Consider the following 24,211-nt stretch of genomic DNA (forward strand, 5'->3'; position numbering starts at 1 on the left):
TAGTGTCTGTTCAATGGGGATTTGAACTGTTAAAAAGTGCGGGCCTGTTCTTTTTGCACCCGCTATTCTGGTTTTTTGTCATTGTAAGTCTGGCTTTCGGATATGTGAGGATCAAGCGTGAGCGAAAAACCTTTCATACAAGAATAGCAGACATTTATGATGAACTGAAATTTACATATACAAAAGGGTTAATTCCCGGTATCCTTTTGTCTATTGTTTTAGGGGTACTCGGAATTTCTATTCCTCTCGGTATGCTTGCGATTATTGCCGTTATGACTGCAGCGGCAGCGCTCACTCTTCGCGCAAACTGGATGTCTGCTGCATATATCGTCAGTGTGAGTATGCTGATAGGTTTTGGGCTGCAAGTGAATCAGGCTGAACCTTTTCTGGATCGGTTTCCGCAAGGCTTTGCGGTCATGTGGCCGGCCCTGGCGGTGTTTTTGGGTTTATTGGTTATCGCTGAAGGAGCGGTTGCATATCGTTCTGCCCATGTGAAAACATCACCGGGATTGGTCGTCAGCAGCCGCGGTTTGCCGATCGGTCAGCAGCTTGCAAACCGTATATGGCTTTTACCGCTGTTTATTCTTGTACCTGGCAATGGATTAGAATCACACCTCAGCTGGTGGCCTGTGTTTTCTGTTCCCGGAGGGTCATTCCATTTTCTGTGGATACCTTACTTTGTTGGATTCGGCCAAAGGGTGCAGGGTTCCCTTCCTGAAACCAGTATAAGAATCACAGCGAAGCGAGTCTGTATACTCGGGCTTATTGTCTCCGCTCTCGGTGCTGCGAGTTTGCTGTGGACGCCGCTTGCGGGTGCAGCTGTCTGTGCGGCTGTATTAGGACGTATTTTTCTGTCCGTGAAGCAAAGGGTAAACGACAATGCAGCACCGTTTTATTTCTCCAAGCGTGATCAAGGCTTAATGGTGCTTGGTATTATACCAAATACACCGGCTGAAGACTTGGAATTAAAAATCGGAGAAATTATTACGAAAGTCAACGGCGTGCCCGTTAAGCACGTATCAGATTTTTATGAAGCGCTCCAGCGCAACCGTGCGTATGTGAAGCTTGAAATTATCGGTCTGAACGGGGAGATTCGCTTTGATCAGCGTGCGTCTTATGAGGGAGAACATCATGAATTGGGCATTCTGTTCGTAAAGGATGACCGTGAAGCAGCCGCTTTGCCTGGATCATAAAAAACAGCCCGGCACCACATATTTTGTGTGGCGCCGGGCTGTTTTGTTTTACGCTGAATTTTGTTCCATGCGTGCCGTTTCGTCAGATTTGATGCCTAACGAAACAAAAACACCAATGATGGATACCGCGAAGAGAATAATAAATAACGTGTGATACCCAGAAATCAGGCCAATTAAGGCTGACGAAATAATGCTTCCGAAATAACGGAAGGTCGAGAAAATACCGGAAGCCACTCCGGACATCGCGGGCTCTACTGTGGCAAGGGATGACACCTGCATGCTGGTCAGTCCGACTCCGGATGCAAGCCCTCCGAGAATAAGAGAGATCATCAGGAAGAAAACGGAATGGGAGCTGCTCAAGAGCAAAAATAACAAATTGGCTCCGGCCATCATCGCAAATGAGAGAAATATGATTTTTTTCGCACCCCATTTATGATGGAGCTGAGCGCCTGCCCAATTGCTCGCCGACATAAATATCGAAAAGACGGAAAGCGCCATGCCGCTGTTAGACGTATTAAGCCCAAACTGGTTTGTCATGAATAACGGCATAATCAATAAGACGGCATACATCATTAGATTGCTTAACAAGACGGATAGATTGGCATTTGTAAAGGTTGAGCTTTTAAATAGCGCAAAATCAATGATTGGGTGCTTTGTGCGTTTTTCCCGTCTGAAAAAAAGCGGGACAAAAAGCAGTATCAATATGCTGTATAATGCATAGCCCCATGAAGATTCATTTTTCGTCAGCAGGATAATCGAAACGATGCTGCCTGCCAGCAAGAGAGAGCCGATAATATCCAGCGGCGCCTCTGATTTGTTTTCTTTATATTGAGGAAACATGGTCAATGCTGTAAATAAAGCAATGGCGAGAAACGGGATGTTGACCCAAAAAATCGAATGCCAGCTGAAGCTGTCAATCAAAAGAGAGCCGATAAACGGCCCGAGAGCGGCACCGAGTCCCGCGCCGAGCCCGAAATAGCCAAACACTTTCGGAAGGCGTTTCTCTGATACAACGTGCCGGATAATGGCAATGCTGTTTGGCGTGAGCAGTGCCCCGCCGACAGCCTGCAAAGCCCGAAATACAATTAACAAAAACAGGCTCGGCGATAGAGCGCAGCCTAATGAAGCAATCAGAAACAGGCCGACGCCCCATAAATACATGGTTTTGTTGCCGTACATGTCACCGAGTTTTCCGGCTATTGGCTGTGTGACAGCCATGACGATTAAATAAACGGTAACTACCCAAGTGATGCTTGCGATGGATTCGTTATACGTATGTGATATAGATGAAAGCGCGACTGCGATCATCGTTGAGTTAATGGGAACCAGGATGGCCCCCAATAAAAGTGAGACGATCAGCGCCCATTCTTTTTTTGGGCTCATTGGGATCCTCCTTTTGTTTTGCCAAGGAGCTAACGGGCAGTAATTCCTTTGACGAATACAGCTGTACTATGCTCCAGCATTTTTTCCTGGGGCATTGTAATCACTCTGTCTCCTAAATGAAGACGGTGTACAAAGTAACCGAAAATCATCGAAATAAATACATCGGCATGTTCCGATTCATCTCCTGTCTGGATAGCCCCTTTCTCACCCATGCTTGTGAGATAATCAACTAAAAGCTGTTTCATAGATTGGGGATATTCAGTCACATGGTTGATGACATCCTGAAACATGGCCGGTTCACGAAAGCTGATTTTAATTATATCTTTTCTTTGTTCAAGCTCTTCCAGCAGACAGGTTCCGATATGCAACAGGTCTTTATACAAATCTCCCTCTGTTTGCTCAAAGATGCGATTTCGATTTGCAGAATGCTGAGAAAGCAGAGCCTCGACAAGCCCCTGTTTGTTTTTAAAATTCCTGAAAATCGTCGCTTCACTTACATTTGCTTTTTCTGCAATTTCTTTTGTCGTCGTTGCACGATATCCTTTTTTGACGAGCAGCTGCATGGCAGCGTCAAGGATTCTGCGGTTTGTCGGTCTCAATACATTTCACCTCACGAATATACTGGCAGGACAAGTATACACCTGCCCCGCTTGTATAATAAAGAGGGTGGGCGCATCAGGACCGGCTGACAACTGTGATTTTGCCGCTGTTTCCGTCTACAGTGACGATGTCTCCATCTCGAAGCCTTTCTGTCGCTGCACGTGTGCCGAGAACAGCGGGAATGCCGTATTCCCGTGCGATAATCGCTGCGTGAGACAAGATTCCTCCTGTGTCTGTAATAATGGCTTTGGCATCTTGAAACAGGCTGGTCCATAGCGGTGTCGTCATTTTGCAAACCAGGATGTCTCCAGGCGCGAATTGAGAAAACTCACTGGCATCCCGAATCAATTTAACCGGCCCTGTTGCGATACCGCTTGATGCTGCAATTCCGAAAATATCATTCTCCGTGTTTTTTTCATCTTCTATGACAGCACCGACAATTTCTTCAGCCGCTTTCAGCTGCGCTTTTGTCGGTGTACCGAGATAAGCAGGCGCCTGTGCCAGCTCATACTCATGAAAGATTTGTCTCCGTTTTTCAGCCTTCTCTTGAAGGGATACGGGATGAAGGAGCGCGTTTTCCACCTCGTCATCATATAAGAACCAAAGGTCTTCTCGATCTCGGATCACACCGCTTTTTGCCAGCAATTCTCCTACCTTCAGCAAAAAGACTCTTGCCTTGGCATCCAGCATAGCATCAATGTAAAAATGATGATCATCCTTAATATTGGACGAATTCAGCGTCCATTGATAATAACGTTCAAATTCTTTCTGCAAAGCGGAATCCTCAATGCTTTGCAAGAATTCATTGTACAACTTCTCACGTTTTTCAATGGTCTTCTTAAATTCGTTGTCAAAATGATAGCCATTGCGGACGTAGTTTTGAATATGAGTCAATGCGTAATATGGATTCTCTGCCCAAGTCTGTTCAATCAGATCGTGGCTTTTTACAGATCTCCATCCGTATTCCTGTAAAAATTCATTAACTTTTTGCAGGAAACGTCTGCCCTCGTCGATTTGTTCTAATTTCTTCTGCAGCTGTTGCGGCTCGGTATGCTCAAAAATGGCTGTCAGACTCGGATTTTCTCGTACTTCAACGGAGAATTGCCATAGGCGGCGGTCTGTTTCCAGCGATTTGTTCATGACTCCTGTCAGCATTTCATAAAAATGTGAGTTTTCAGCTTCACCCTGAATGTTTTGATACATTGCTTGCAGTTTGTTCGTCAACAGAATTTGCGGGAAAACGATATTGAAGTGTTCCTCATAGGCCGTGAGATAAAAGGCCTTCAGTTTTTTAAAGGCCTCCAGCGCACTTTCCGGAGTGTGTTCCGTTTGTGTGAGTTGGTCCAATGTCCGGTAAAACGGAAGGTACGTGTTATGAATGATGTCGTACATGCGCTCGGCCAATATCGGAAAAAGCTCTTCGGCACTGTCCTCAGGAGGCTGTTGTTGTCCGCCTTGATTTTTTGAATAAATATGTCCCCGGTAAACTTTTACTTCATCGACGATGACACCGATCGGGAACTGCTGCATACTTTTCTTTAAGCCGTATTCAAGTGCGGGCACAATAAAAGATGAAAATAGCGGACTGACCGGGCCTTCGATGTTGGACTCCATATTGAGCCAAAAATCATCCATATCCTCGCCGGTAATCATGAAGTTCCGTTCTTCCTCAGCCGCTTTTTTATCCTGTTCAATGGTGGTAATTGGCCGTGCCTGCAGAAGGTACAGTTTATGATCGGCGATCCCGAATTCTAAATCAACAGGATATCCGTATAGGGCTTCGGTTTTTTTTGTGATTTCAGTCAGCTCAATTACCTGTTCATCTGTAAGGCAAAAACGGTTGCGCATGTCTTCGCTCGTTTCTTTTTCGGCAATGCCTTCTGCTGCGGACTCCATGTAGATCTCTTTTAAACCCATTTCTTTCTGAATCTCAAATGAAGCTTTATGAACGATATACGTGTCAGGAGTGACGCTTCCTGATACGACCGCTTCTCCCAGGCCGTAGCTGGCGCTGATTAATAACTCTCTATCATCATGGGTAACGGGATTTTGGCTGAAAATCACACCCGATATTTCTGAATTGATCAGGCCCTGCACCACAACACCCATTAACGGCTCTGCGATTTGATTGTTCATTTTCTTCTTATAGCGGCTGACCCTGCCTGAGAAAAAGGAGGCCCAGCATTCTTTCACCTTAGCCAGAAATTCTTCTTCTGTTTTTATATTTAAATAGGTTTCATATTGACCGGCGAATGAAGCGCCCTCTAAATCTTCTGAGGCTGATGAAGAGCGGACGGCCACGGAACGATATGATTCTCTCAGCTCGTAAAAGGAGCTCGTCAGCTCGTTCTTTAGCTCATCTGAAAATGCTCCGTCAATAATGGCATTTTCGATATTTTCGCTTGAATCATGAAGCTGATTATCCTCCATAAAACGGGCGAGAGCGTTCGTTTGAATGATAAACCCATCTGGAACAGGAAGTCCGTGTTTGGTCAGTTTAATCAGATTCATGCCTTTTGCTCCAGCCAGCTGACTGGATTCTTCAGCTTGGCGAAATAACACAGAGTACATGTTTAAAACCCCTCTTTCCTTAGTATTTTTCTCTCTATCTTTTATTTTTGGGAGCCAATGTTCAAAAAAATGATAGTGAACACTATCACTCAATTGTAGGTTTATAGGAAAATGTTGTCAAACGCAAAAAGCCCTAAATAAAATGAATATTTAAGTTAGTTAGATGATCATGAAAAATAAAACTGAGTGGGTCTGTTTGCTTATTTTTTCGTATTCGCAAATCGTTTCACTGAGCTTTCAGATCGCTGTTGGTCAAGTTTCCTTCACTTAAACGAGACTTAATACCTACCTTCCTGTTGATTTGACAATCAGTACAGTTTCAGCTCTCATTCAGCCGCACTAAAGTTAATTTTTCTTTATATTTGATACCGTCTATTTTGCCTGCCGGTAATCTATTATTTTATTATGAACATTTCTTCTGTCCGGGTTGAATAGCTGGATTTGGGTCTTGCCAAAAAATCGGATGAGGCATCTGTCTATCTATAAGAAGAGAGTTTTGCGGCAGGGCACGATGATTGAATTGAACTGAAAAAGGGTATGGTGTAAAAAGAGGGAACCATTGCACGATTGTCCGATTCTTCATTTTTTACTATAATCAAATCAGATGAAGAATCCCTGAGGAGGGTTTTTGTGATTACAAAAGCCGTTTTTGCATTATTTTTCCCTTTTATGCTTGTCGTCCTATTTACGAGAGTGACCTTTAACCATTACGTGGCGATCGCTCTTACAGCTGCACTGCTGTTTGCTTCTTATTTAAAAGGCTATACAGAAACATATTTTATTGTGGGATTAGATGTTGTCTCCCTTGTGGCCGGCGGACTTTACATGGCCAAAAAAGCTGCTGAGAAAAAAGAAGAATAAACCGGACATAATGAATATAAAGATGAATTCCTGCTTTTACGTTTTAAAAGCAGGTTTTTTATACATGAAAACAGCTGGAAATAAAAAACCACCGAACTTTAGTTCGTATTTTTGGTGATTTTGCTTTCCATTGTGTTACTATATCTATAGGAAGATTTCGTTAAAGAAACGGAGGCTTATTTGTGAAAGATCGCTTTGAGTTAGTCTCAAAATACCAGCCCCAGGGAGATCAGCCGAAAGCCATTGAAAAGCTTGTCAAAGGCATTCAGGAGGGCAAGAAGCATCAGACTCTGCTGGGTGCAACAGGAACGGGCAAAACATTTACGGTGTCCAATTTGATTAAAGAAGTCAATAAGCCGACACTCGTCATTGCCCATAACAAAACCCTTGCCGGACAGCTTTACAGCGAGTTTAAGGAATTTTTTCCGAACAATGCTGTCGAGTATTTTGTCAGCTACTATGATTATTATCAGCCGGAGGCGTATGTGCCTCAAACGGATACATTTATAGAGAAAGATGCCAGCATTAATGATGAAATTGATAAACTCAGACACTCCGCTACATCGTCTCTGTTTGAACGGAGAGATGTGATTATCATTGCGAGTGTGTCTTGTATTTACGGTCTCGGTTCGCCTGAAGAATACCGTGAAATGGTTGTGTCATTGCGTCCTGAAATGGAAATTGAGCGCAACGAGCTGCTTAGAAAGCTTGTTGACATTCAGTATGCCCGCAACGACATTGATTTTCAGCGCGGTACGTTTCGTGTGCGCGGAGATGTAGTGGAAATTTTCCCGGCATCCCGTGATGAACACTGTGTAAGAGTCGAGTTTTTCGGAGATGAAATTGAACGGATCAGGGAAGTGGACGCCCTGACCGGAGAAATTTTAGGCGACCGTGAACATATCGCGATTTTCCCGGCATCCCACTTCGTTACGCGGGCCGAAAAAATGGAAAAAGCGATTCAAAATATCGAGAAGGAGCTTGAGGAGCAGCTGAAGGTCATGCATGAAAACGGCAAGCTTCTGGAAGCGCAGCGCTTAGAGCAGCGGACGAGATATGATCTTGAAATGATGCGGGAAATGGGATTCTGCTCCGGCATTGAGAACTATTCAAGACATTTGACGCTTCGCCCGCCGGGTTCAACGCCGTATACGCTTCTCGATTATTTTCCTGACGATTTTATGATTGTGGTGGATGAGTCGCACGTGACGATTCCTCAGGTGCGCGGCATGTTTAACGGAGACCAGGCGAGAAAGCAGGTGCTTGTGGATCACGGATTCCGTCTTCCGTCAGCGCTTGATAACCGCCCGCTCCGGTTTGAAGAATTTGAAAAGCATATGCACAATATCGTCTATGTGTCAGCCACACCAGGGCCGTATGAAATTGAACATACAGATGAAATGATAGAGCAGATCATCCGTCCGACAGGGCTTCTTGACCCGCTTATTGACGTGCGGCCGATTGAAGGCCAGATTGATGATTTAATCGGTGAAATTCACGCGAGAGTTGAACGGAATGAACGGGTGCTTGTAACGACTTTGACGAAGAAGATGTCAGAGGACCTAACCGATTATTTAAAAGAAATCGGCATCAAGGTTAATTATCTGCATTCAGAAATTAAGACGCTTGAACGGATCGAAATTATTCGTGATTTGCGTCTCGGCAAGCATGATGTGCTCATTGGCATCAACCTCCTGAGAGAGGGGCTTGATATTCCGGAAGTATCCTTGGTTGCGATTTTAGATGCGGATAAGGAAGGCTTCCTGCGTTCGGAGCGTTCGCTTATTCAGACGATCGGACGGGCGGCGAGGAACGCGGAAGGCCGTGTCATCATGTACGCCGATAAAATGACGAAGTCTATGGAAATTGCAATTAATGAAACGAAACGCCGGCGCGAGCAGCAGGAGCGGTTTAACGAAGAACACGGCATTACGCCGCAAACGATTAATAAAGAAATTCGTGACGTGATTCGTGCGACTGTGGCTGCTGAGGACAAAGCGGAGTATAAAACAAAAGCTGCGCCGAAGCTGTCGAAAATGACGAAGAAAGAGCGTCAGAAAGTCGTCGAACAAATGGAGCATGAAATGAAGGAAGCCGCCAAGGCGCTTGATTTTGAGAGAGCCGCGGAACTTCGCGATTTACTTTTAGAGTTAAAAGCGGAAGGATGATGAAAGAATGGCTATGGATCGGATTGAGGTGAAGGGAGCAAGGGCGCACAACCTGAAAAATATTGATGTAACCATTCCTAGAGATCAGCTTGTCGTTGTTACAGGACTGTCTGGGTCAGGGAAATCCTCCCTTGCCTTTGATACCATATATGCAGAAGGGCAGAGACGATATGTTGAGTCGTTATCCGCCTATGCCCGCCAGTTTTTAGGGCAAATGGATAAGCCTGATGTCGATGCGATTGAAGGGCTTTCTCCTGCCATCAGCATTGACCAGAAAACAACGAGTCGAAACCCGAGATCTACTGTCGGTACGGTAACGGAAATTTATGATTATCTGCGTCTTTTGTATGCGAGAGTAGGAAAGCCGCATTGCCCGGAGCACGGAATCGAAATCACGTCACAGACCATTGAGCAGATGGTGGACAGGATTTTGGAATATCCGGAGCGGACGAAGCTTCAGGTGCTGGCGCCGATTGTGTCCGGCAGAAAAGGCGCTCATGTAAAAGCGCTTGAGCAGATCAGAAAACAAGGCTATGTCAGAGTCAGAATTGACGGCGAGATGGCCGAGCTTTCTGATGAGATCGAATTAGAAAAGAATAAGAAGCATTCAATCGAGGTTGTCATTGACCGGATTGTGGTAAAAGAAGGCGTAGCAGCCCGTCTGTCGGATTCATTGGAGACAGCGCTTCGATTAGGTGAAGGGCGTGTCATGATTGATGTGATCGGTGAGGAAGAGCTGATGTTCAGTGAGCATCATGCCTGTCCGCATTGCGGATTTTCAATCGGTGAACTTGAGCCGCGGCTTTTTTCATTCAACAGCCCATTCGGAGCGTGTCCAACGTGTGACGGTCTAGGTATGAAGCTCGAAGTTGATGCAGATCTTGTCATTCCCAATCAAGATTTGTCGTTGAAAGAGAATGCAATTGCCCCTTGGACGCCGATCAGCTCACAATATTATCCGCAGCTTCTTGAAGCGGTCTGCACCCATTACGGCATTGATATGGATGTGCCGGTAAAGGATCTGCCGAAGCATCAGCTGGATAAAGTCCTTTATGGAAGCGGAGATGACCTGATTTATTTCCGTTACGAAAATGATTTCGGGCAAATACGCGAAGGTGAAATCCAATTTGAAGGCGTATTGCGCAACATTGAAAGACGTTACAAGGAGACAGGCTCGGATTTCATCCGTGAGCAGATGGAGCAATATATGTCCCAAAAGGCTTGTCCGACTTGTAAAGGTTATCGGCTAAAGAAAGAGGCGCTTGCGGTACTGGTCGACGGACGTCACATCGGAAAAATTACCGAGCTGTCTGTCGGAAATGCCCTTGATTTCTTCAAAGACCTTACGCTTTCTGAAAAGGATATGAAGATTGCCGATCTGATTTTGCGGGAAATTGTGGAGCGTTTAAGCTTTCTGGATAAGGTCGGACTTGATTATCTGACACTGAGCCGGGCAGCGGGAACATTGTCCGGGGGAGAGGCGCAGCGGATCAGGCTGGCAACTCAAATCGGTTCGCGGTTATCCGGTGTGCTTTATATTTTAGATGAGCCATCAATTGGTCTGCACCAGCGTGATAACGACCGTTTAATCAGCGCGCTGAAAAACATGAGAGACCTGGGGAACACACTGATCGTCGTAGAACATGATGAGGATACGATGATGGCAGCCGATTATTTAATTGATATCGGCCCGGGTGCCGGCATCCACGGAGGACAAATTATTTCCGCGGGAACTCCGGAAGAAGTCATGGCAGATCAAGATTCGTTAACAGGCAGTTACTTATCAGGGAAGAAATTTATCCCGCTGCCTCCCGAAAGAAGAAAACCGGACGGCCGCTATATTGAGATTAAAGGCGCTTCAGAAAACAATCTGAAAAAGGCAAATGCCAAGTTTCCGCTAGGGACGTTTACAGCGGTTACGGGTGTATCAGGATCGGGGAAAAGCACTCTCGTCAATGAAATACTTCACAAGGCATTAGCGCAAAAGCTTCATAAAGCAAAAGCGAAGCCAGGCAGCCATAAAGAAATCAAAGGCCTCGAACATTTAGACAAAGTCATTGATATTGATCAGGCGCCGATCGGAAGAACGCCGCGGTCAAATCCTGCGACATACACCGGTGTTTTTGATGATATTCGCGATGTGTTCGCACAGACAAATGAAGCGAAAGTCCGCGGCTATAAGAAAGGCCGTTTCAGTTTTAACGTGAAGGGCGGACGATGCGAAGCCTGCCGCGGAGACGGGATTATAAAAATTGAAATGCACTTCCTTCCTGACGTATACGTGCCATGTGAAGTGTGCCACGGCAAACGCTACAACCGGGAAACACTTGAAGTGACATACAAAGGAAAAAGCATTTCTGATGTGCTTGATATGACGGTCGAAGATGCTCTTTCTTTCTTTGAAAATATCCCGAAAATTAAGCGCAAGCTCCAAACCCTGTACGATGTTGGTCTTGGTTATATTACGCTCGGCCAGCCTGCGACTACCTTGTCAGGCGGTGAAGCGCAGCGGGTGAAACTTGCATCTGAACTGCATAAACGCTCAACCGGCCGCACGCTGTATATTTTAGATGAACCGACAACAGGTCTGCATGTCGACGATATCGCCAGACTTCTTGTCGTGCTTCAGCGTCTGGTTGATAATGGGGATACAGTGCTTGTCATTGAGCATAATCTTGATATCATCAAGACGGCTGATTATATTGTTGATCTGGGGCCCGAAGGCGGAGCCGGAGGCGGCACCATTGTCGCGTCGGGAACACCGGAGGAAATCACTGAAGTGGAAGAGTCGTATACAGGGCGTTATTTGAAGCCTGTTATGGAGCGTGACAAAAAACGCATGAAGTCACTCTTGGAAGCGAAAGAAACTGCAACATCTTAAAACCCTCTTTTCAGAGGGTTTTCACTTTTCTTTGCAGTATTTATTAAAACGTCTTCTTATACAGCTGCCGGCTCACATTCATTAAATCTTGAACAATATGAGTGCTGCTGCTGTCCAGAAGAACTTTTATATATTGAATGTCATGAGAGATGGGAAGAGGCCCGTGAATCTGTTCAAGCTCGGCTAACATTTCACGGTTCATTCTTTTTTGTTCATGAATCAGTTTTAAAACGGATTCTTGTGTTACTGTATAGTCACTGGGATCTTTCTCCATTGCTTGTCCAGCCTCCTTGATTGCCGTAAGCTTTTTACATATTGTAATCGGTACGGCTGAAAGATTCTACTTCTAAAACTTTTTAAAATCCAATTTCCGTAAATGGAAGCATGTCTAAAGGATGATTTTGAAACCTCTGGAGGTTTTATACGTATATCTATCTAAGTAAAACGTCCTGACTTATAATCACGGATGATTAACGATGGGAGTGGAATAAATTGAACCGTAATCAAGCCATAATTGCATCACTTTGTTATTTCAGCGTCTTTATCGCGCCGGTCATTGTGCCGATTGTCGCTTACTTTGTTGTTGATGAGAAAGAGACGAAACGTCACGCGGTGCGTTCTCTCATTTCCCACATTGTTCCCTTTGTCGGCTGGCTGATCTTATTTATCGCTTTTCTTGGCGGAGCCATTGCCATTGATGGGGAAAGCGTTTTGCCTGTCTTTGTGATGATTGGCGGAGTCATCGTCTATTTCTTAGTTGTACTCGGTATTATCATTTGGAACGTCATTCAGGGCATTAAGGTGCTGCGTGCAGCATAAGTAGATCATAGGGAGGAGATCGAATGAAGCAGGAAAAGGAACGAATCCTCAAGCTTGTGGAGGAAGGAAAGCTGACGGCACAGGAAGCACTGACGCTGATTGAAAAGCTCGACAGCGACTATAAGGAAAAAGAAGAAAAAATCACGGCTCTGTCAGTTAACGTTCATGAAGAGGATGAGCCATTCACAGCGGCCAAAAAAGAGGGCAACAAGCCGTCTTTAGGGGCGAAGCTGTTCGATTGGATTGATTCTGCTGTGAAAAAGGTCAAAGAAGTTGATCTTGATTTAAACTTCGGGCATTCGTTTGACGTACAGCATATTTTTCAATTTAAGGATACTGATTTTTCCAGTGTGGAGCTCCAGATCGCAAACGGCAGCGTAAATATTGTTCCGTGGGAAGACGAGGATATCAGAGCGGAATGCCAGGCGAAGGTATATCGCACTGACAGCCAAGAAGCAGCAAGAGACGCTTTTCTTCAGCATATTGAATGTGAAATCAAAGGAAATAAGTTTTTTATCCGTACAGAAAAGAAAACGATGAAAACCAATGTCACATTGTATATTCCTCAGAAGGAGTATGATAAGATTCGGGTGAAGCTGTTTAACGGACCGATCAGAGGGGAACATTTACATGTAAAAGAGTTCTCGGCGAAAACGACAAATGGCGTGCTGTCGTTCTCGAATTTGACGGCTGAAAAAGCTTCGGCAGAAACGGCGAACGGCCAAATTAAGCTAGCCAATCACAATTGCGGCACGATAGAAGCGGAAACCATTAACGGGCTGATTGATCTGCGCGGAAAAAGCGAATCCATTGATGTTCAAAGCTTTAACGGAAATATCGCGATTACTGTAACAGAATCAGACTGCCGCTCGATTTACACAAAAACGACTACTGGAAATGTGGAGCTGTCGATTCCGGATGATCTTGCGGTGAAGGCTGAACTGAAAAGCAATCTCGGCTCGCTGTCCCACGAATTAATAGATGTTGACATGCTGAAAGAAAAAAATGATACCATTCAAAAAGAAATGATGTTCACTTCTAATCAAGCACATGATCAAAACATCGCCGTTTTCTCCGAATCATTAACTGGCGCCATCAAATTAAAGTATACACAGAGGTGATCGAATGAATAGATTATATCGTTCAGAAAAAAACAGGAAAATGGCCGGCGTCATCGGCGGCCTGGCGGAGTATTTCAACTGGGATGCGTCACTCCTCAGAGTGATAACCGTCATTTTAGCCGTTATGACAAGCGTTATTCCTGTTCTGCTCATATATATCATTTGGATTTTTATTGTTCCGTCAGAAAGGGATATGAAGTAACATGGTCAAATGGGCAGTCAGCATTTTAGTAAATGCTTTATTATTAATCGTCATTGACGGTTACATTGATTCCATTCATATCAGCAGCATCGGGGCAGCGATTATTGCCAGCCTCATTTTATCAATCTTAAACGTGCTGATTAAACCGCTCTTGATTATCTTTACGCTGCCTGTCACAGTTGTGACGCTGGGTCTCTTTTTGTTTGTGATTAATGCCATCACCTTGATGATGACAGCGTCCATTATGGGTGACAGTTTTCAAATTGACGGCTTCGGATCAGCCATCTTGGCATCTGTTGTCCTGTCGGTGTTCCATTTGCTGATTCAAAAAGGCATTTTAGAACCGCTTCGAAAAAAATAAAAGCTGCCATGCAAATGGCAGCTTTTTTACATAAGATGTTTTTCTTGTTTGATGTCATGTTTCGCCTGATGCATATACGGCAGAAGGCAAAAGCTCAATATGGCAAATGCGATACCCAAAAGGCCAAAGGACATGACAGACGGCATCCGTGTCAACAGATAAGCTGATATCATCGGGCCGGCCGCCATACCTGTATATCTGACAAAGTTAAAGATTCCGATCGCGCTCCCCCTGTTGTGTTCAAACTCATTGGTGATCATCGTGGAATACAGGGGAGGAATAACCCCCATCGAGACACCGAACAGCGCCAATGTGAGAGCCATAAGAATGATCGAGACGGAATGGGTAAAAGCAAATAAAATGATGCTGACCGCTGCAATTGAATTGCTGTAGACAAACAATGTACTTAAAGGAACTTTTGCCTGTATGTTTTTAAACAGAAAGGTACCAGCGATTGTGCTTAACGCCAGAGGCAAATATAACAGTCCCGCTATCTGTACATCCATATGATAATGTTCCGTCAGCAATATCGGAAGATAGACAATAACCGCAAAATAAATGAAAAAGAGAAAAAAGCTTAAGGTCAAAATGACATTTCCAGCTCTGTTTGTGAAAATGGATTTATAATGAGCAAGCAAACTGCCTGATTTTGCATCTTGCTTTGGTGCGCTATGAGAATCCTTAGGGAAGAAAATGCTGTTTGTTGCTAATAAAATAACAGAGATCACCGTCAGCATCCAAAAGATCCCTTCGTGTCCGAAAGCACCGCCGAGAAACCCCCCGAGAACAGGAGCAATAGCCGGGGCGGCCGAAAGCAGCATTTGATACGTACCCATGGCATTTCCGCGATCACTGCCTGTAAATAGCTGGCCGATTGTGGTGGCTGCAATGAGAGGGAGTGCTGCGGAACCGGCTGCCTGTACGATTCTGAAAATAAGAAACAAAGTAAAATCAGTGGTGATGGCACACCCGAAACTGGCTGCCGCCGTTGCCAGTATTCCGGCAAGCAAGATATAACGCGCGCCTTTAAAATCGATGATGGGGCCCAAAATAATTTGCATAATGGCTGTCACAATCATAAAAACTGAAATTGTCAGGTTTACGAGGGTTACAGAGACATGGAAAGATTCTTTAATAATCGGGATGATGGGTGAATATATATTTTGGCTTAAAGAAGCAAAAAATGCGCTGAAACAAACAATATACAAGATCAGCATTGCTTTTGATTTCGTTTGAGCCATAAAGAACAACCCCCTTTTTTACTTTACAGGTTTCTCTGAAGTATCATCTGTTTGCTCAGCTTCAAGTCTGGAGGTAAGCTGTTCTAAAAATTTCAATACAGCATGCTGTTCATCTTGTGAGAATGAATCAAGGAATTGGTAAAATGCCAGCTCCTTTTTTTTGTGCAGTTTTTCATGCAAATCAAAAATCTGTCTGCCTTTACGGGTTAATTTGAAATAGACTTCTTTTTTGTTATCAGTCAGCTGATAGCTATTGATAAATTCTTCTTTGATCAGTTTTGTGCTGATTTTCGTTACGTTCGCTTTTGATAAGTTCATTTTTTTGGCAATTCCCGTATTATTAATCGGTTCATGTTGACCAATACAGTCAATGACATGGATGCTAGTGATGTTTTTGGGAACATCACTAGCATCTTCTTCTGCGGCCTCCTTAAAGAACTGCCGAAGTGAAGTATTCGCTTTTTGTTCATTAAGATGCAGGAGCCGAACGTATATGTCGTATATCAGCTGTTTTGTCAGATCGGACATAGGCTACCTTCTTTCTTTGAATGAATGGTGTACCAGGAAATAATAAAAATTGTTTACCGGTGAACGATTTTATTTTATCTGTACTTGTTTTTGTTGTCAATTGCTGGTGCTTAAGGAAGCTGAAAAATGACCAGTAAAAATAGTGTAAAAACCATGGCATTTACACTTATTTTCAATTTTTTAGGGCTGATGATATTGACACATGGCAGAATAAGGGATGGAATGACCAATGTTTACTGATAAACATTAATTATGGTAATCGTCTATGAAACGAAAAAAGGTTATTGCTGAAAATGATCCGTTGAAGCTTTAAGTGCTGTCTATCAATAATCCATCTCATTTTAAGAGGTAAATGAGATGGAAGCTGTACCGTGCTTATCTCTTTTTAATGCGAACTCTTGTATCGCTTGAAATCATTCATTATGAATGCTGTTATTCATCAATCTGCCTCTCTGATTTTATCGTTAACCGGTTTAACTAACCTCGGTTTATTGGATAATAGTGGAACTCCAAGGTGCAGATATCTTTTTGTTCTTTTTGCACAAAAATTAACTCATAAGCTTCCCTGTTCAGACGCAAAATACGTAAAAGGGAGGTGTCGTGATGAGAAAATACACAGTCATCGCTTCTTTATTATTGTCTTTTCTGTTTGTTCAGTCTGGCGGCCATCATGAAGCGAGGGCCTTGCCCGTCATAAAGCAGGAGCCGTTTCAAACGCCTCATTACATACCCTTGCTTGAAAACCCTCCTCAAATTGAAGTGAAGGCTGAAATGAAGGGCAACCTGATCATTCAGGCGCACGTGCGTGACAGTGAGTATCAATCGTTTTCTGCCTTTTTGTTTTATAAACAAAGCAATGAACTGGGCTATAAAATGGTGCCGATGGACCCAACCCCTGGAGCTATCCGCCAGTTTTTGGCGCAAATTCCGAAGAGGTCAATCTGGAATAGCGAGCTCGAGTATTACATTGTGTTCTCGAATGGAAAGCAGCAGGTGGAGTCAGAAACGAAGACACTGAAGCTGGATGGATATCAGGCTGATCTCGCCCATATCCCGGAGCTGCTGATCACCGAGCTTGCGGTTGATACAAAAAATACCGGGCGTACAGACGGTTATGAATTTATTGAGGTATATAATACAACCGACAGAACAATTGATTTTAAAGATTATCACATCCGCTATCGCTATCCGAAGGAAGGGCCGGACTCCGATTTGATTTGGAGACCTGATCAGCGGGTCGTTATTCCTTCTGGCGAAACCTGTGTATTTTGGCTCAAGCCTGCCGGACATCCTGAATTGACATCGGATGATTTTAACCGGCACTATCAGACACATTTGAGAGAAGGGGAAAATCTGTTGGTGCTGGAAGGAACAGAGGGCATGGCGAATACCCGGCCGCGTGCGGTTGCGATATCGACGAATACAGGGAAGGATATTTCAGTTGCGCACTACAGAAAGCATGCGCTGCGCCGCCTGTCGTCTGTGCTTTATAAATATCCTCTCGATGGAACAGCGGAACTGCTCAACATTTCAATAGCAGAAAAAAATCCGTCGCCAGGCTCGGTTTTACAGGCGCAGGTTCCAGAGCAAAAACGAAAAATGATGCTTGATAAAGAAAAGCCGGTTATAGAAGATTTAACAGACCGCAAGCCTGTCCGTCCGGCTGAAAGCATTGAACTGCGGGCTGACATACGTGACCGCAGTTTAGTGAAAACGGCCGCCTTTTATTATCGGACAGATGAAAACAAACCGTTCAAACGCATTTTCGCTGAAAAAGACCGCAACGATCATTTGTACCATTATATTGTCTACTCACCTGAGCTGATCGGGAAGGATCAGCTTGAGTATTACGTCGTAGCCGGTGACGGGATTAATGAAGCGAAGACGCCTGTCAAAATGATTGATATTAAGCAAACAAGCAAGTCGCACGGTTTGCGGATGAATATAGAAAACAGAGATACACTTTCGGGGACACAGTTTCTCAAAGCGACTACGGATGGGCGGACTGACAGCATTAAGTTGTGGATTGACGGAAAAAAACAACTGACAGAGCCCGCCATGGAAAAAGAAGTATATTTTGCGTTCGATACCCGAAAAACGAACCTTTACTTTAAAAATGCTGTAACGATGGACGGCAAGGTGCTAAAAGTCTTCGATGATACGACAAATAAATACCGCACCTATTCTGTCCCTTTGCCGGAGACGCTGCTTCAAAAAGGGAAGCAGCTGCAGCGTATCACGATACGATCGGGTTCAAAGGTATCTCCGTTTGATACGGCTGAAAACCGTGATGACTTTTTAGTCAAAAATGCCCGATTGGTATTATCGGATGGAACGGTGATCAGGGATGAGCGTATTTCTCCCGAGAAGGAGCTTTTTATTGGGGATAATCAGCGCTCAAATAAAAGCTGGCCGTTTCAATTTCATTTGCCTGACGGACTGTTTACGTCACAGCTGCTGAAGTGGGATACAGAGAAGCTGACTGAAGGAGCCCATCATATTGCAGTAAGCGACGGGAATGAAAACCTGAGTTTTGTAGTGCGGGTTGATAATTCAGGGCCGCACATCGAACCGAATGTGACGGACGGACAGACGTATAAAGGTAACCTGGTTCTGCAGGCAGATATGTTTGATAAATGGAGCAAAATAGAGGAAACAGAGGCATTTTTAGATGGTGACAGCATTACGCTCCCATATCATACGTCAACTTCTGAGCTGTCTCCGGGCAAACACACGCTGAAAGTCTCAGCAACAGATTTGGCTGGCAATAAAACGGTTATTGAGCGGACATTTAAGACAGAGCGGGAGCATCCGGACCAGCCGGAAATCGTAAATAGCGATGCCGATACGCACAAAGCCAAGCTTTCGGTGCGGGTGAAGGATCCGACGAATGACGCGATGGATGTGTCTTTTTACAGAGGCTTTCAATATACGGCGCAAAACAGAAATAATGTGAAAATTTTTAAGCATGCGTCACTGACTGAACCTCCGAAGAGCTTTGTCCCGGAAAGCGAGACGCCGTTTACCAATGAAGAAATGAATCGGGTGTCAGGAGCTGACGGAAAAACAGTGTCAACTGAAGAGAAGGAGCTTTTTCCTTATCACCGTTTTGAAGTGACGGTTGACCCGTCCATTGATGAGAATGATTTAGCTGAAGCCGTTTGGAGAGGAAGCTCTCTGCCGGGGAGGAAAGTGACAATGTACGCTTGGAATTACCGGACAAGCCAGTGGCAGCCGATTGACAGCTTCGTTGCCAAAGATGACAAACAGTTCACGCTAAAGGCGTCTGTCATCGCTTCCGATTATGTACGGAAATCTAAGGTGAATATCATTGTTCAGGACGAAATTCCTCCTGCGAAGGATATGTATACCTTTGTCTGGATGTCAGACACGCAATATTATGCAAAAAGCTATCCGCATATTTTTGATAAGCAGACTGCATGGATCAAAAATACCCAAAGGAAGCTGAATACGAAATACGTGTTTCATACAGGGGATATTGTAGATGATTCCGCGGATATCAGACAGTGGAGAAACGCTGATCAATCAATGCGTGTCCTGGACAACAGCGGAATTCCTTACGGCGTGCTGGCCGGAAACCACGATGTCGGTCATAAGGACGGCTCCTACAGGGCATTTGGCAAATACTTTGGCAGCCACCGTTTCGATAAGAGACTGTATTATGGCGAATCGTACAAAAATAACCGCGGGCATTATGACCTCATATCAAGCAGCGGCAATGACTATATCATGCTGTACATGGGCTGGGGCATCACGGACGAAGACATCGCATGGATGAATCAAGTGCTGAAGAAGCACCCTGACAGGACAGCTGTCTTAGCTTTTCATGAATATTTACTCGTAAGCGGAAACAGAAGCCCGATCGGTGAGAAAATTTTCAAGAAAGTTGTCAAGCCGAACCCGAATGTCGTGATGGTGTTAAGCGGACATTATCACAGCGCGATGAGAAAAACAGATGAGCTGGATGATGACGGAGACGGAAAACCGGATCGTCTCGTACATCAAATGCTTGCTGATTATCAGGGCGGGCCCGAGGGCGGCCAGGGATATTTGCGTTTGATGCAGTTTGACCAGGCAAACAATGTGGTGCATGTATCCACATACTCTCCGTATTTGGATGATAAAAACTTTTATGATACAGATAGTTACGGCAACAAGGATGAGTTTACGCTGGAGCTTGATCTGAAGCCAAGAATGAAAAGAGTAGAAACCGATTATTTTGAATGCAATGTCTATACAAACGAACAGCTCGGAAAACGCGAGAAAGTGAAAAGCGGGGAAACCGCCGAATTCCTTTGGGAGAATCTAGAGCCGAGTTCTGTTTATTATTGGTACACCATTGTGGAAGACAGCTTTAACGGAAAAACGAAATCACCGATCTGGAAGTTCAAGACGAAAAAAGAAACCTATCGTCCAGCGCCAGACCAGTTTGATTTTCGCCGTGTCTCCAATCCTTAAAAAGGGGTTGGAGATTTTTTTATGACAGCCGATCCATGTAGTGAACAAAAGTATAACGGTCGCCCCTGTATACAGATTTTACATGCTCAAAAGCAGTCCCGTTCTGCAAATACGTTGTTCGTTTAATCAACAGGACTGGCGCCCCCTCTTGGATGCCGAGCATGCTTGCTTCATCCTGTGTTGCGGCGCTCGGTTCAAGCTCTTGTTTGGCGCGGGAAATCGGCGTGCTGTTGTACCTTTCGATATGCTGGTAAATCGACGACTTGAAATGAGACTGATTTAATTCACCTGCCAGCTCAAATGGGATGTGTGAGGCTTCGATCGCCATAGGAATATCATTCGCCAGCCGAACCCGTGTGATTTTGTGGATGCGGGACGGGTGCCCGCACCCTAGTATGGCGGCCAGCTCCTCAGTCGAATCGATAAGCTGATAATCGATGAGCCTGCTGCTCGGCCTCATACCGCGGCTTTTCATATCTTCGGTAAAGCTTGTAAGCCCTTGGAGCGCTTGCTCCATTTTTAACTTGCTGACAAAGGTGCCCCGGCCTTTCTGGCGATAGAGAAAACCTTCATTGACCAAATTAGAAAGCGCTTGGCGCACTGTCATCCGGCTGATCCCGAATTGCTCGGCATATTCCCGCTCGGAAGGAAGCGGCATATCCGGCTTCAGCTCTCCGCTCTTTATTTGGGCTTTTAATTGCTCCATAATCTGATAATAAATCGGGATAGGAGATTGTTTATCGATATTCATAGCGAAAATCCTTTCAATGCCTGAATCCCGCGGCTTCTTGATCAATCAAAACCGAAACGTTAGGATGCAGATGCAAAGCAGACGCAGGGAATTCCTCGTTGACTTGTCCGTCCAGCAGCCTTTTGGCAGCTTCGGCTTTGCTTGTGCCGGAGATAAGCAGAAGAATCCGCTTGCTTGAGAGAATCGTTTGAATTCCCATTGTAACGGCTTTTTTTGGCACACTGTCAATGGAGGGAAAATATCTGGCATTGGCCTGACGGGTTTGTTCATTTAATGCCACGACATGTGTGCGGGACTGAAATGATGTACCTGGTTCATTAAAGCCGATATGCCCGTTCCGGCCGATGCCGAGCAGCTGAATGTCCGCTCCGCCAAGTGATTCAATCAATTGTTCGTAGCGTTTGCACTCGGCTTCCAGGTCACCTGCGTTTCCATCAGGAATAAAATGCCGGCTCGGTTGACTGTCGATATGCAGAAAGAAACGGTCATTCATATAGCAGTGATAGCTGTTTGGGTCATCACCGGAAAGCCCGGCGTATTCATCTAAATTAATCGTGGTGATGTTTTGAAAAGAAAGATTCTCTGTTTGGTGCAGGCGGATTAGCTCGCGATACGTGCCTTCCGGTGTCCCGCCTGTTGCTAAACCGAGAACGGCATCAGGCTTTTCCCTGACTGTTTCAGCCACAATGCCGGCAGCTTTTTGGCTTAATGCCTCATACGATTGACATTCGATTACTTTCATATATGATCAGCCTCCTTGGATTTAAATGCAATGTTTCCGCGGCAAACGGTGAGAAGCACCTCACATTCACTGCTGACGATTACAAGATCCGCATCTTTTCCCTCTGTTATACTGCCTTTTCGGTCAAAGATGCCAAGCTGTTTGGCCGCGTTTGCTGAAGTTATATTTGCTATATCCGTCCAAGAGCAATTCGTAAACGCGCGCATATGCCGGGCGCCTTCATTCATTTTTAAAATCGAACCGGCAAGCGTCCCGTCCGGAAGAAGAGCTGTTTTTCCCTTTACTGTCACACTTTGTCCGCCGAACTCGTAGACTCCGTCTTTCAGCCCTTTCGCCCGCATCGAATCGGTGATCAAGATAAGCTTGCTGCTGCCTTTTGCTAAAAAAGCAAGCTTTGCCGCTAACGGATGGGAGTGGATACCGTCAGCAATAAGCTCTGTGACATACCCCTCATGTGCGAGGGCTGTCCCGATTACTCCGGGTTCACGATGATGAAACGGGCTCATCGCATTGTATAAGTGAGTCATATGGCTGGCGCCTGCTTCAAAGGCTTCCAAAAGTAATGCGGAGTCTGCATCCGTGTGTCCCATTGACGCGATAATCGACTCATCCTTTAAATAACGGATCAGCTCAAATTGCTGGTCCTCCTCCGGCGCAAGCGTGACGATTTTGATCAGCCCCCCTGCCTCCTGCTGCCACTTCTTGAAAAGTGCAAGATCTGAGGGCCTGATCCATTCCTTTGGCTGCGCTCCGGCCCTTTTAGGTGAAACAAAGGGACCCTCTAAATGAATTCCGATCAATTCCGCACCTAATGAAGAGGAATCCTCCGCAGATTTCCAATCTCTCGCGTTTACCAGTGCTTGAGAAATTTGGCCGTGTTCCTGTGTGATGGTTGTCGCTAAAAAACTCGTTGTGCCTTCCTCAGGCAGTCTTGAGGACATGGCATCGAGCACGGAAAAGCTCGCATCCATTGTATCTGCGCCATAGCCGCCGTGAATATGAATATCAATCATCCCCGGAAGCAATACGGCATCCTTTGGGCCTTGAATTTCCTTTGCGTATTGCTCTTTTGGCCGTTCTGTTGAGACAGCGCTGATTTTTCCGTCCTTGACCCCAACATAGCCGTTTTTAATCACTTCATTTTCTGTCACGATACTGATTCCGCTGAGAAGAAGACTATCTGCCATAAATGATCCGCCTTTCTGGAATATGAATACGTTTATTTTACTCTTTTTCAGACTAGTGATCTAGACCAGCTGACACGTTTGCCAGTCTTTTATAAAATCTGTTTTAGGTTCAAGCCCGAAAGTGATAAAATGAAATTATTGTTGAGCAAGCTCGGGTTATCCCGGAACAGGAGGAACATATCGTGGCAAAGGTTCGGACAAAAGATGTAATGGAACAGTTTCATTTGGAATTAATCAGCGGAGAAGAAGGAATTAACCGCCCGATTACGATGAGCGATTTATCAAGACCAGGCATTGAAATTGCCGGATATTTTACATATTACCCTAGAGAGCGCGTACAGCTTCTGGGGAAAACAGAGCTCTCTTTCTTTGAACAGCTGCCGGAAGAGGATAAAAAGCAGCGAATGGACTCTCTATGCACGGATGTAACACCAGCTATTATTCTGTCTAGAGATATGCCTATCCCGCAGGAGCTCATTGACGCTTCCGAGAAAAACGGCGTGCCTGTCCTCAGATCGCCTTTGAAAACGACAAGACTGTCAAGCCGATTGACCAACTTCCTAGAAAGCAGACTTGCGCCAACTACAGCCATTCACGGTGTGCTTGTCGATATATATGGCGTCGGAGTGCTGATCACAGGGAAAAGCGGCGTCGGAAAAAGTGAAACTGCGTTGGAGCTTGTGAAAAGAGGCCACCGCCTTGTTGCTGATGATTGTGTTGAAATTCGGCAGGAGGATCAGGATACCCTTGTCGGAAACGCCCCTGAGCTCATTGAGCATCTGCTTGAGATTAGAGGGCTCGGCATTATAAACGTCATGACGCTGTTTGGTGCCGGTGCGGTCAGAAGCAATAAACGAATTACAATTGTCATGAATCTTGAACTCTGGGAGCAGGGCAAGCAATACGACCGTCTTGGACTCGAAGAAGAAACAATGAAAATTATTGATACAGAAATTACAAAACTCACGATCCCTGTCCGTCCGGGACGAAATCTCGCGGTCATTATTGAAGTGGCTGCTATGAACTTCAGATTGAAGCGGATGGGCTTAAACGCCGCTGAGCAATTTACCAACAAGCTGGCGGATGTCATTGAAGACGGTGAACAAGACGAATAGGAGTTGGC

General features: G+C 45.0%; 19 protein-coding genes. 10 read left to right on the top strand and 9 right to left on the bottom strand.

What is annotated here, in order from left to right:
- Positions 1-2 precede the first annotated feature (2 nt).
- Positions 3-1,193 carry a cell division topological determinant MinJ gene (gene minJ / locus CJU60_RS03185; RefSeq protein WP_095712922.1) on the top strand — a complete coding sequence of 397 codons (1,191 nt, stop codon included), beginning with the start codon at positions 3-5 and terminating at the stop codon, positions 1,191-1,193.
- Between the two features lie 48 nt (positions 1,194-1,241).
- Here minJ and CJU60_RS03190 read toward each other — a convergent pair whose 3' ends face one another.
- The 3 genes from CJU60_RS03190 to CJU60_RS03200 form a co-directional block, all read right to left on the bottom strand.
- On the bottom strand, positions 1,242-2,576 hold the full coding sequence (locus CJU60_RS03190) for an MFS transporter (protein WP_095712923.1): 1,335 nt from the start codon (positions 2,574-2,576) through the stop codon (positions 1,242-1,244).
- A gap of 29 nt (positions 2,577-2,605) precedes the next feature.
- Positions 2,606-3,175 (bottom strand): TetR/AcrR family transcriptional regulator, encoded by a 570-nt coding sequence (locus CJU60_RS03195; RefSeq protein ID WP_024123004.1) that lies wholly within the window; start codon positions 3,173-3,175, stop codon positions 2,606-2,608.
- 76 nt (positions 3,176-3,251) lie between these two features.
- Positions 3,252-5,747, bottom strand: coding sequence for a PEP/pyruvate-binding domain-containing protein (locus CJU60_RS03200; RefSeq protein ID WP_095712924.1), 2,496 nt, complete (start codon positions 5,745-5,747; stop codon positions 3,252-3,254).
- 630 nt (positions 5,748-6,377) lie between these two features.
- Here CJU60_RS03200 and CJU60_RS03205 point away from each other — a divergent pair.
- The 3 genes from CJU60_RS03205 (at position 6,378) to uvrA (ending at position 11,657) form a co-directional block, all read left to right on the top strand.
- Positions 6,378-6,608 (top strand): CsbA family protein, encoded by a 231-nt coding sequence (locus CJU60_RS03205; protein ID WP_003228053.1) that lies wholly within the window; start codon positions 6,378-6,380, stop codon positions 6,606-6,608.
- A 182-nt stretch (positions 6,609-6,790) separates the two neighbouring features.
- Positions 6,791-8,776, top strand: coding sequence for an excinuclease ABC subunit UvrB (uvrB, locus tag CJU60_RS03210; protein ID WP_010332039.1), 1,986 nt, complete (start codon positions 6,791-6,793; stop codon positions 8,774-8,776).
- Positions 8,777-8,783: 7 nt separating this feature from the next.
- On the top strand, positions 8,784-11,657 hold the full coding sequence (uvrA, locus tag CJU60_RS03215) for an excinuclease ABC subunit UvrA (RefSeq protein WP_095712925.1): 2,874 nt from the start codon (positions 8,784-8,786) through the stop codon (positions 11,655-11,657).
- Between the two features lie 43 nt (positions 11,658-11,700).
- Here uvrA and CJU60_RS03220 read toward each other — a convergent pair whose 3' ends face one another.
- Entirely contained in the window at positions 11,701-11,931 is a 231-nt protein-coding gene (locus tag CJU60_RS03220) for a hypothetical protein (protein ID WP_024123000.1), read from the bottom strand.
- Positions 11,932-12,149: 218 nt separating this feature from the next.
- On the opposite strand from CJU60_RS03220, the gene CJU60_RS03225 reads away from it, so the two are divergent.
- From CJU60_RS03225 to CJU60_RS03240, 4 genes are read left to right on the top strand one after another with little or no spacing between them, the layout of a single operon-like run.
- A complete protein-coding gene (locus CJU60_RS03225; protein ID WP_095712926.1) occupies positions 12,150-12,476 on the top strand; it encodes a hypothetical protein in 327 nt (108 codons plus the stop codon).
- Positions 12,477-12,499: 23 nt separating this feature from the next.
- Positions 12,500-13,597, top strand: coding sequence for a DUF4097 family beta strand repeat-containing protein (locus tag CJU60_RS03230; RefSeq protein ID WP_095712927.1), 1,098 nt, complete (start codon positions 12,500-12,502; stop codon positions 13,595-13,597).
- 4 nt (positions 13,598-13,601) lie between these two features.
- Positions 13,602-13,799 carry a PspC domain-containing protein gene (locus tag CJU60_RS03235; RefSeq protein ID WP_024122997.1) on the top strand — a complete coding sequence of 66 codons (198 nt, stop codon included), beginning with the start codon at positions 13,602-13,604 and terminating at the stop codon, positions 13,797-13,799.
- 1 nt (position 13,800) lies between these two features.
- Positions 13,801-14,160 (top strand): phage holin family protein, encoded by a 360-nt coding sequence (locus CJU60_RS03240; protein WP_010332033.1) that lies wholly within the window; start codon positions 13,801-13,803, stop codon positions 14,158-14,160.
- 26 nt (positions 14,161-14,186) lie between these two features.
- Here the strand turns inward: CJU60_RS03240 and CJU60_RS03245 are convergent, their stop codons facing one another.
- Together CJU60_RS03245 and CJU60_RS03250 are read right to left on the bottom strand one after the other, a co-directional pair.
- Positions 14,187-15,401, bottom strand: a complete 1,215-nt coding sequence (locus CJU60_RS03245; RefSeq protein ID WP_095712928.1) for an MFS transporter — start codon at positions 15,399-15,401, stop codon at positions 14,187-14,189.
- Positions 15,402-15,419: 18 nt separating this feature from the next.
- The gene (locus CJU60_RS03250; RefSeq protein ID WP_095712929.1) at positions 15,420-15,929 is read right to left on the bottom strand and encodes a MarR family transcriptional regulator; all 510 of its coding nucleotides are present in this window, start codon (positions 15,927-15,929) and stop codon (positions 15,420-15,422) included.
- 603 nt (positions 15,930-16,532) lie between these two features.
- Here CJU60_RS03250 and CJU60_RS03260 point away from each other — a divergent pair.
- Positions 16,533-20,408, top strand: coding sequence for a lamin tail domain-containing metallophosphoesterase family protein (locus tag CJU60_RS03260; RefSeq protein ID WP_095712930.1), 3,876 nt, complete (start codon positions 16,533-16,535; stop codon positions 20,406-20,408).
- A 19-nt stretch (positions 20,409-20,427) separates the two neighbouring features.
- Here the strand turns inward: CJU60_RS03260 and CJU60_RS03265 are convergent, their stop codons facing one another.
- The 3 genes from CJU60_RS03265 to nagA are packed head-to-tail and all read right to left on the bottom strand — an operon-like array spanning position 20,428 to position 23,088.
- Positions 20,428-21,159: a GntR family transcriptional regulator gene (locus CJU60_RS03265; protein ID WP_024122992.1), complete on the bottom strand. Its 732-nt coding sequence runs from the start codon at positions 21,157-21,159 to the stop codon at positions 20,428-20,430.
- A gap of 13 nt (positions 21,160-21,172) precedes the next feature.
- Positions 21,173-21,901: a glucosamine-6-phosphate deaminase gene (nagB, locus tag CJU60_RS03270; RefSeq protein ID WP_095712931.1), complete on the bottom strand. Its 729-nt coding sequence runs from the start codon at positions 21,899-21,901 to the stop codon at positions 21,173-21,175.
- Positions 21,898-23,088, bottom strand: a complete 1,191-nt coding sequence (gene nagA / locus CJU60_RS03275; protein ID WP_095712932.1) for an N-acetylglucosamine-6-phosphate deacetylase — start codon at positions 23,086-23,088, stop codon at positions 21,898-21,900. Before nagA ends, nagB begins: the two co-directional genes overlap by 4 nt.
- Positions 23,089-23,270: 182 nt before the next feature.
- On the opposite strand from nagA, the gene hprK reads away from it, so the two are divergent.
- Positions 23,271-24,203, top strand: coding sequence for an HPr(Ser) kinase/phosphatase (hprK, locus tag CJU60_RS03280; RefSeq protein ID WP_010332023.1), 933 nt, complete (start codon positions 23,271-23,273; stop codon positions 24,201-24,203).
- The last annotated feature ends 8 nt before the right edge of the window (positions 24,204-24,211 follow it).

Origin of the sequence: Bacillus sp. 7705b (assembly GCF_002289525.1) — a bacterium.
In the GTDB taxonomy this organism is placed as follows: domain Bacteria; phylum Bacillota; class Bacilli; order Bacillales; family Bacillaceae; genus Bacillus; species Bacillus halotolerans.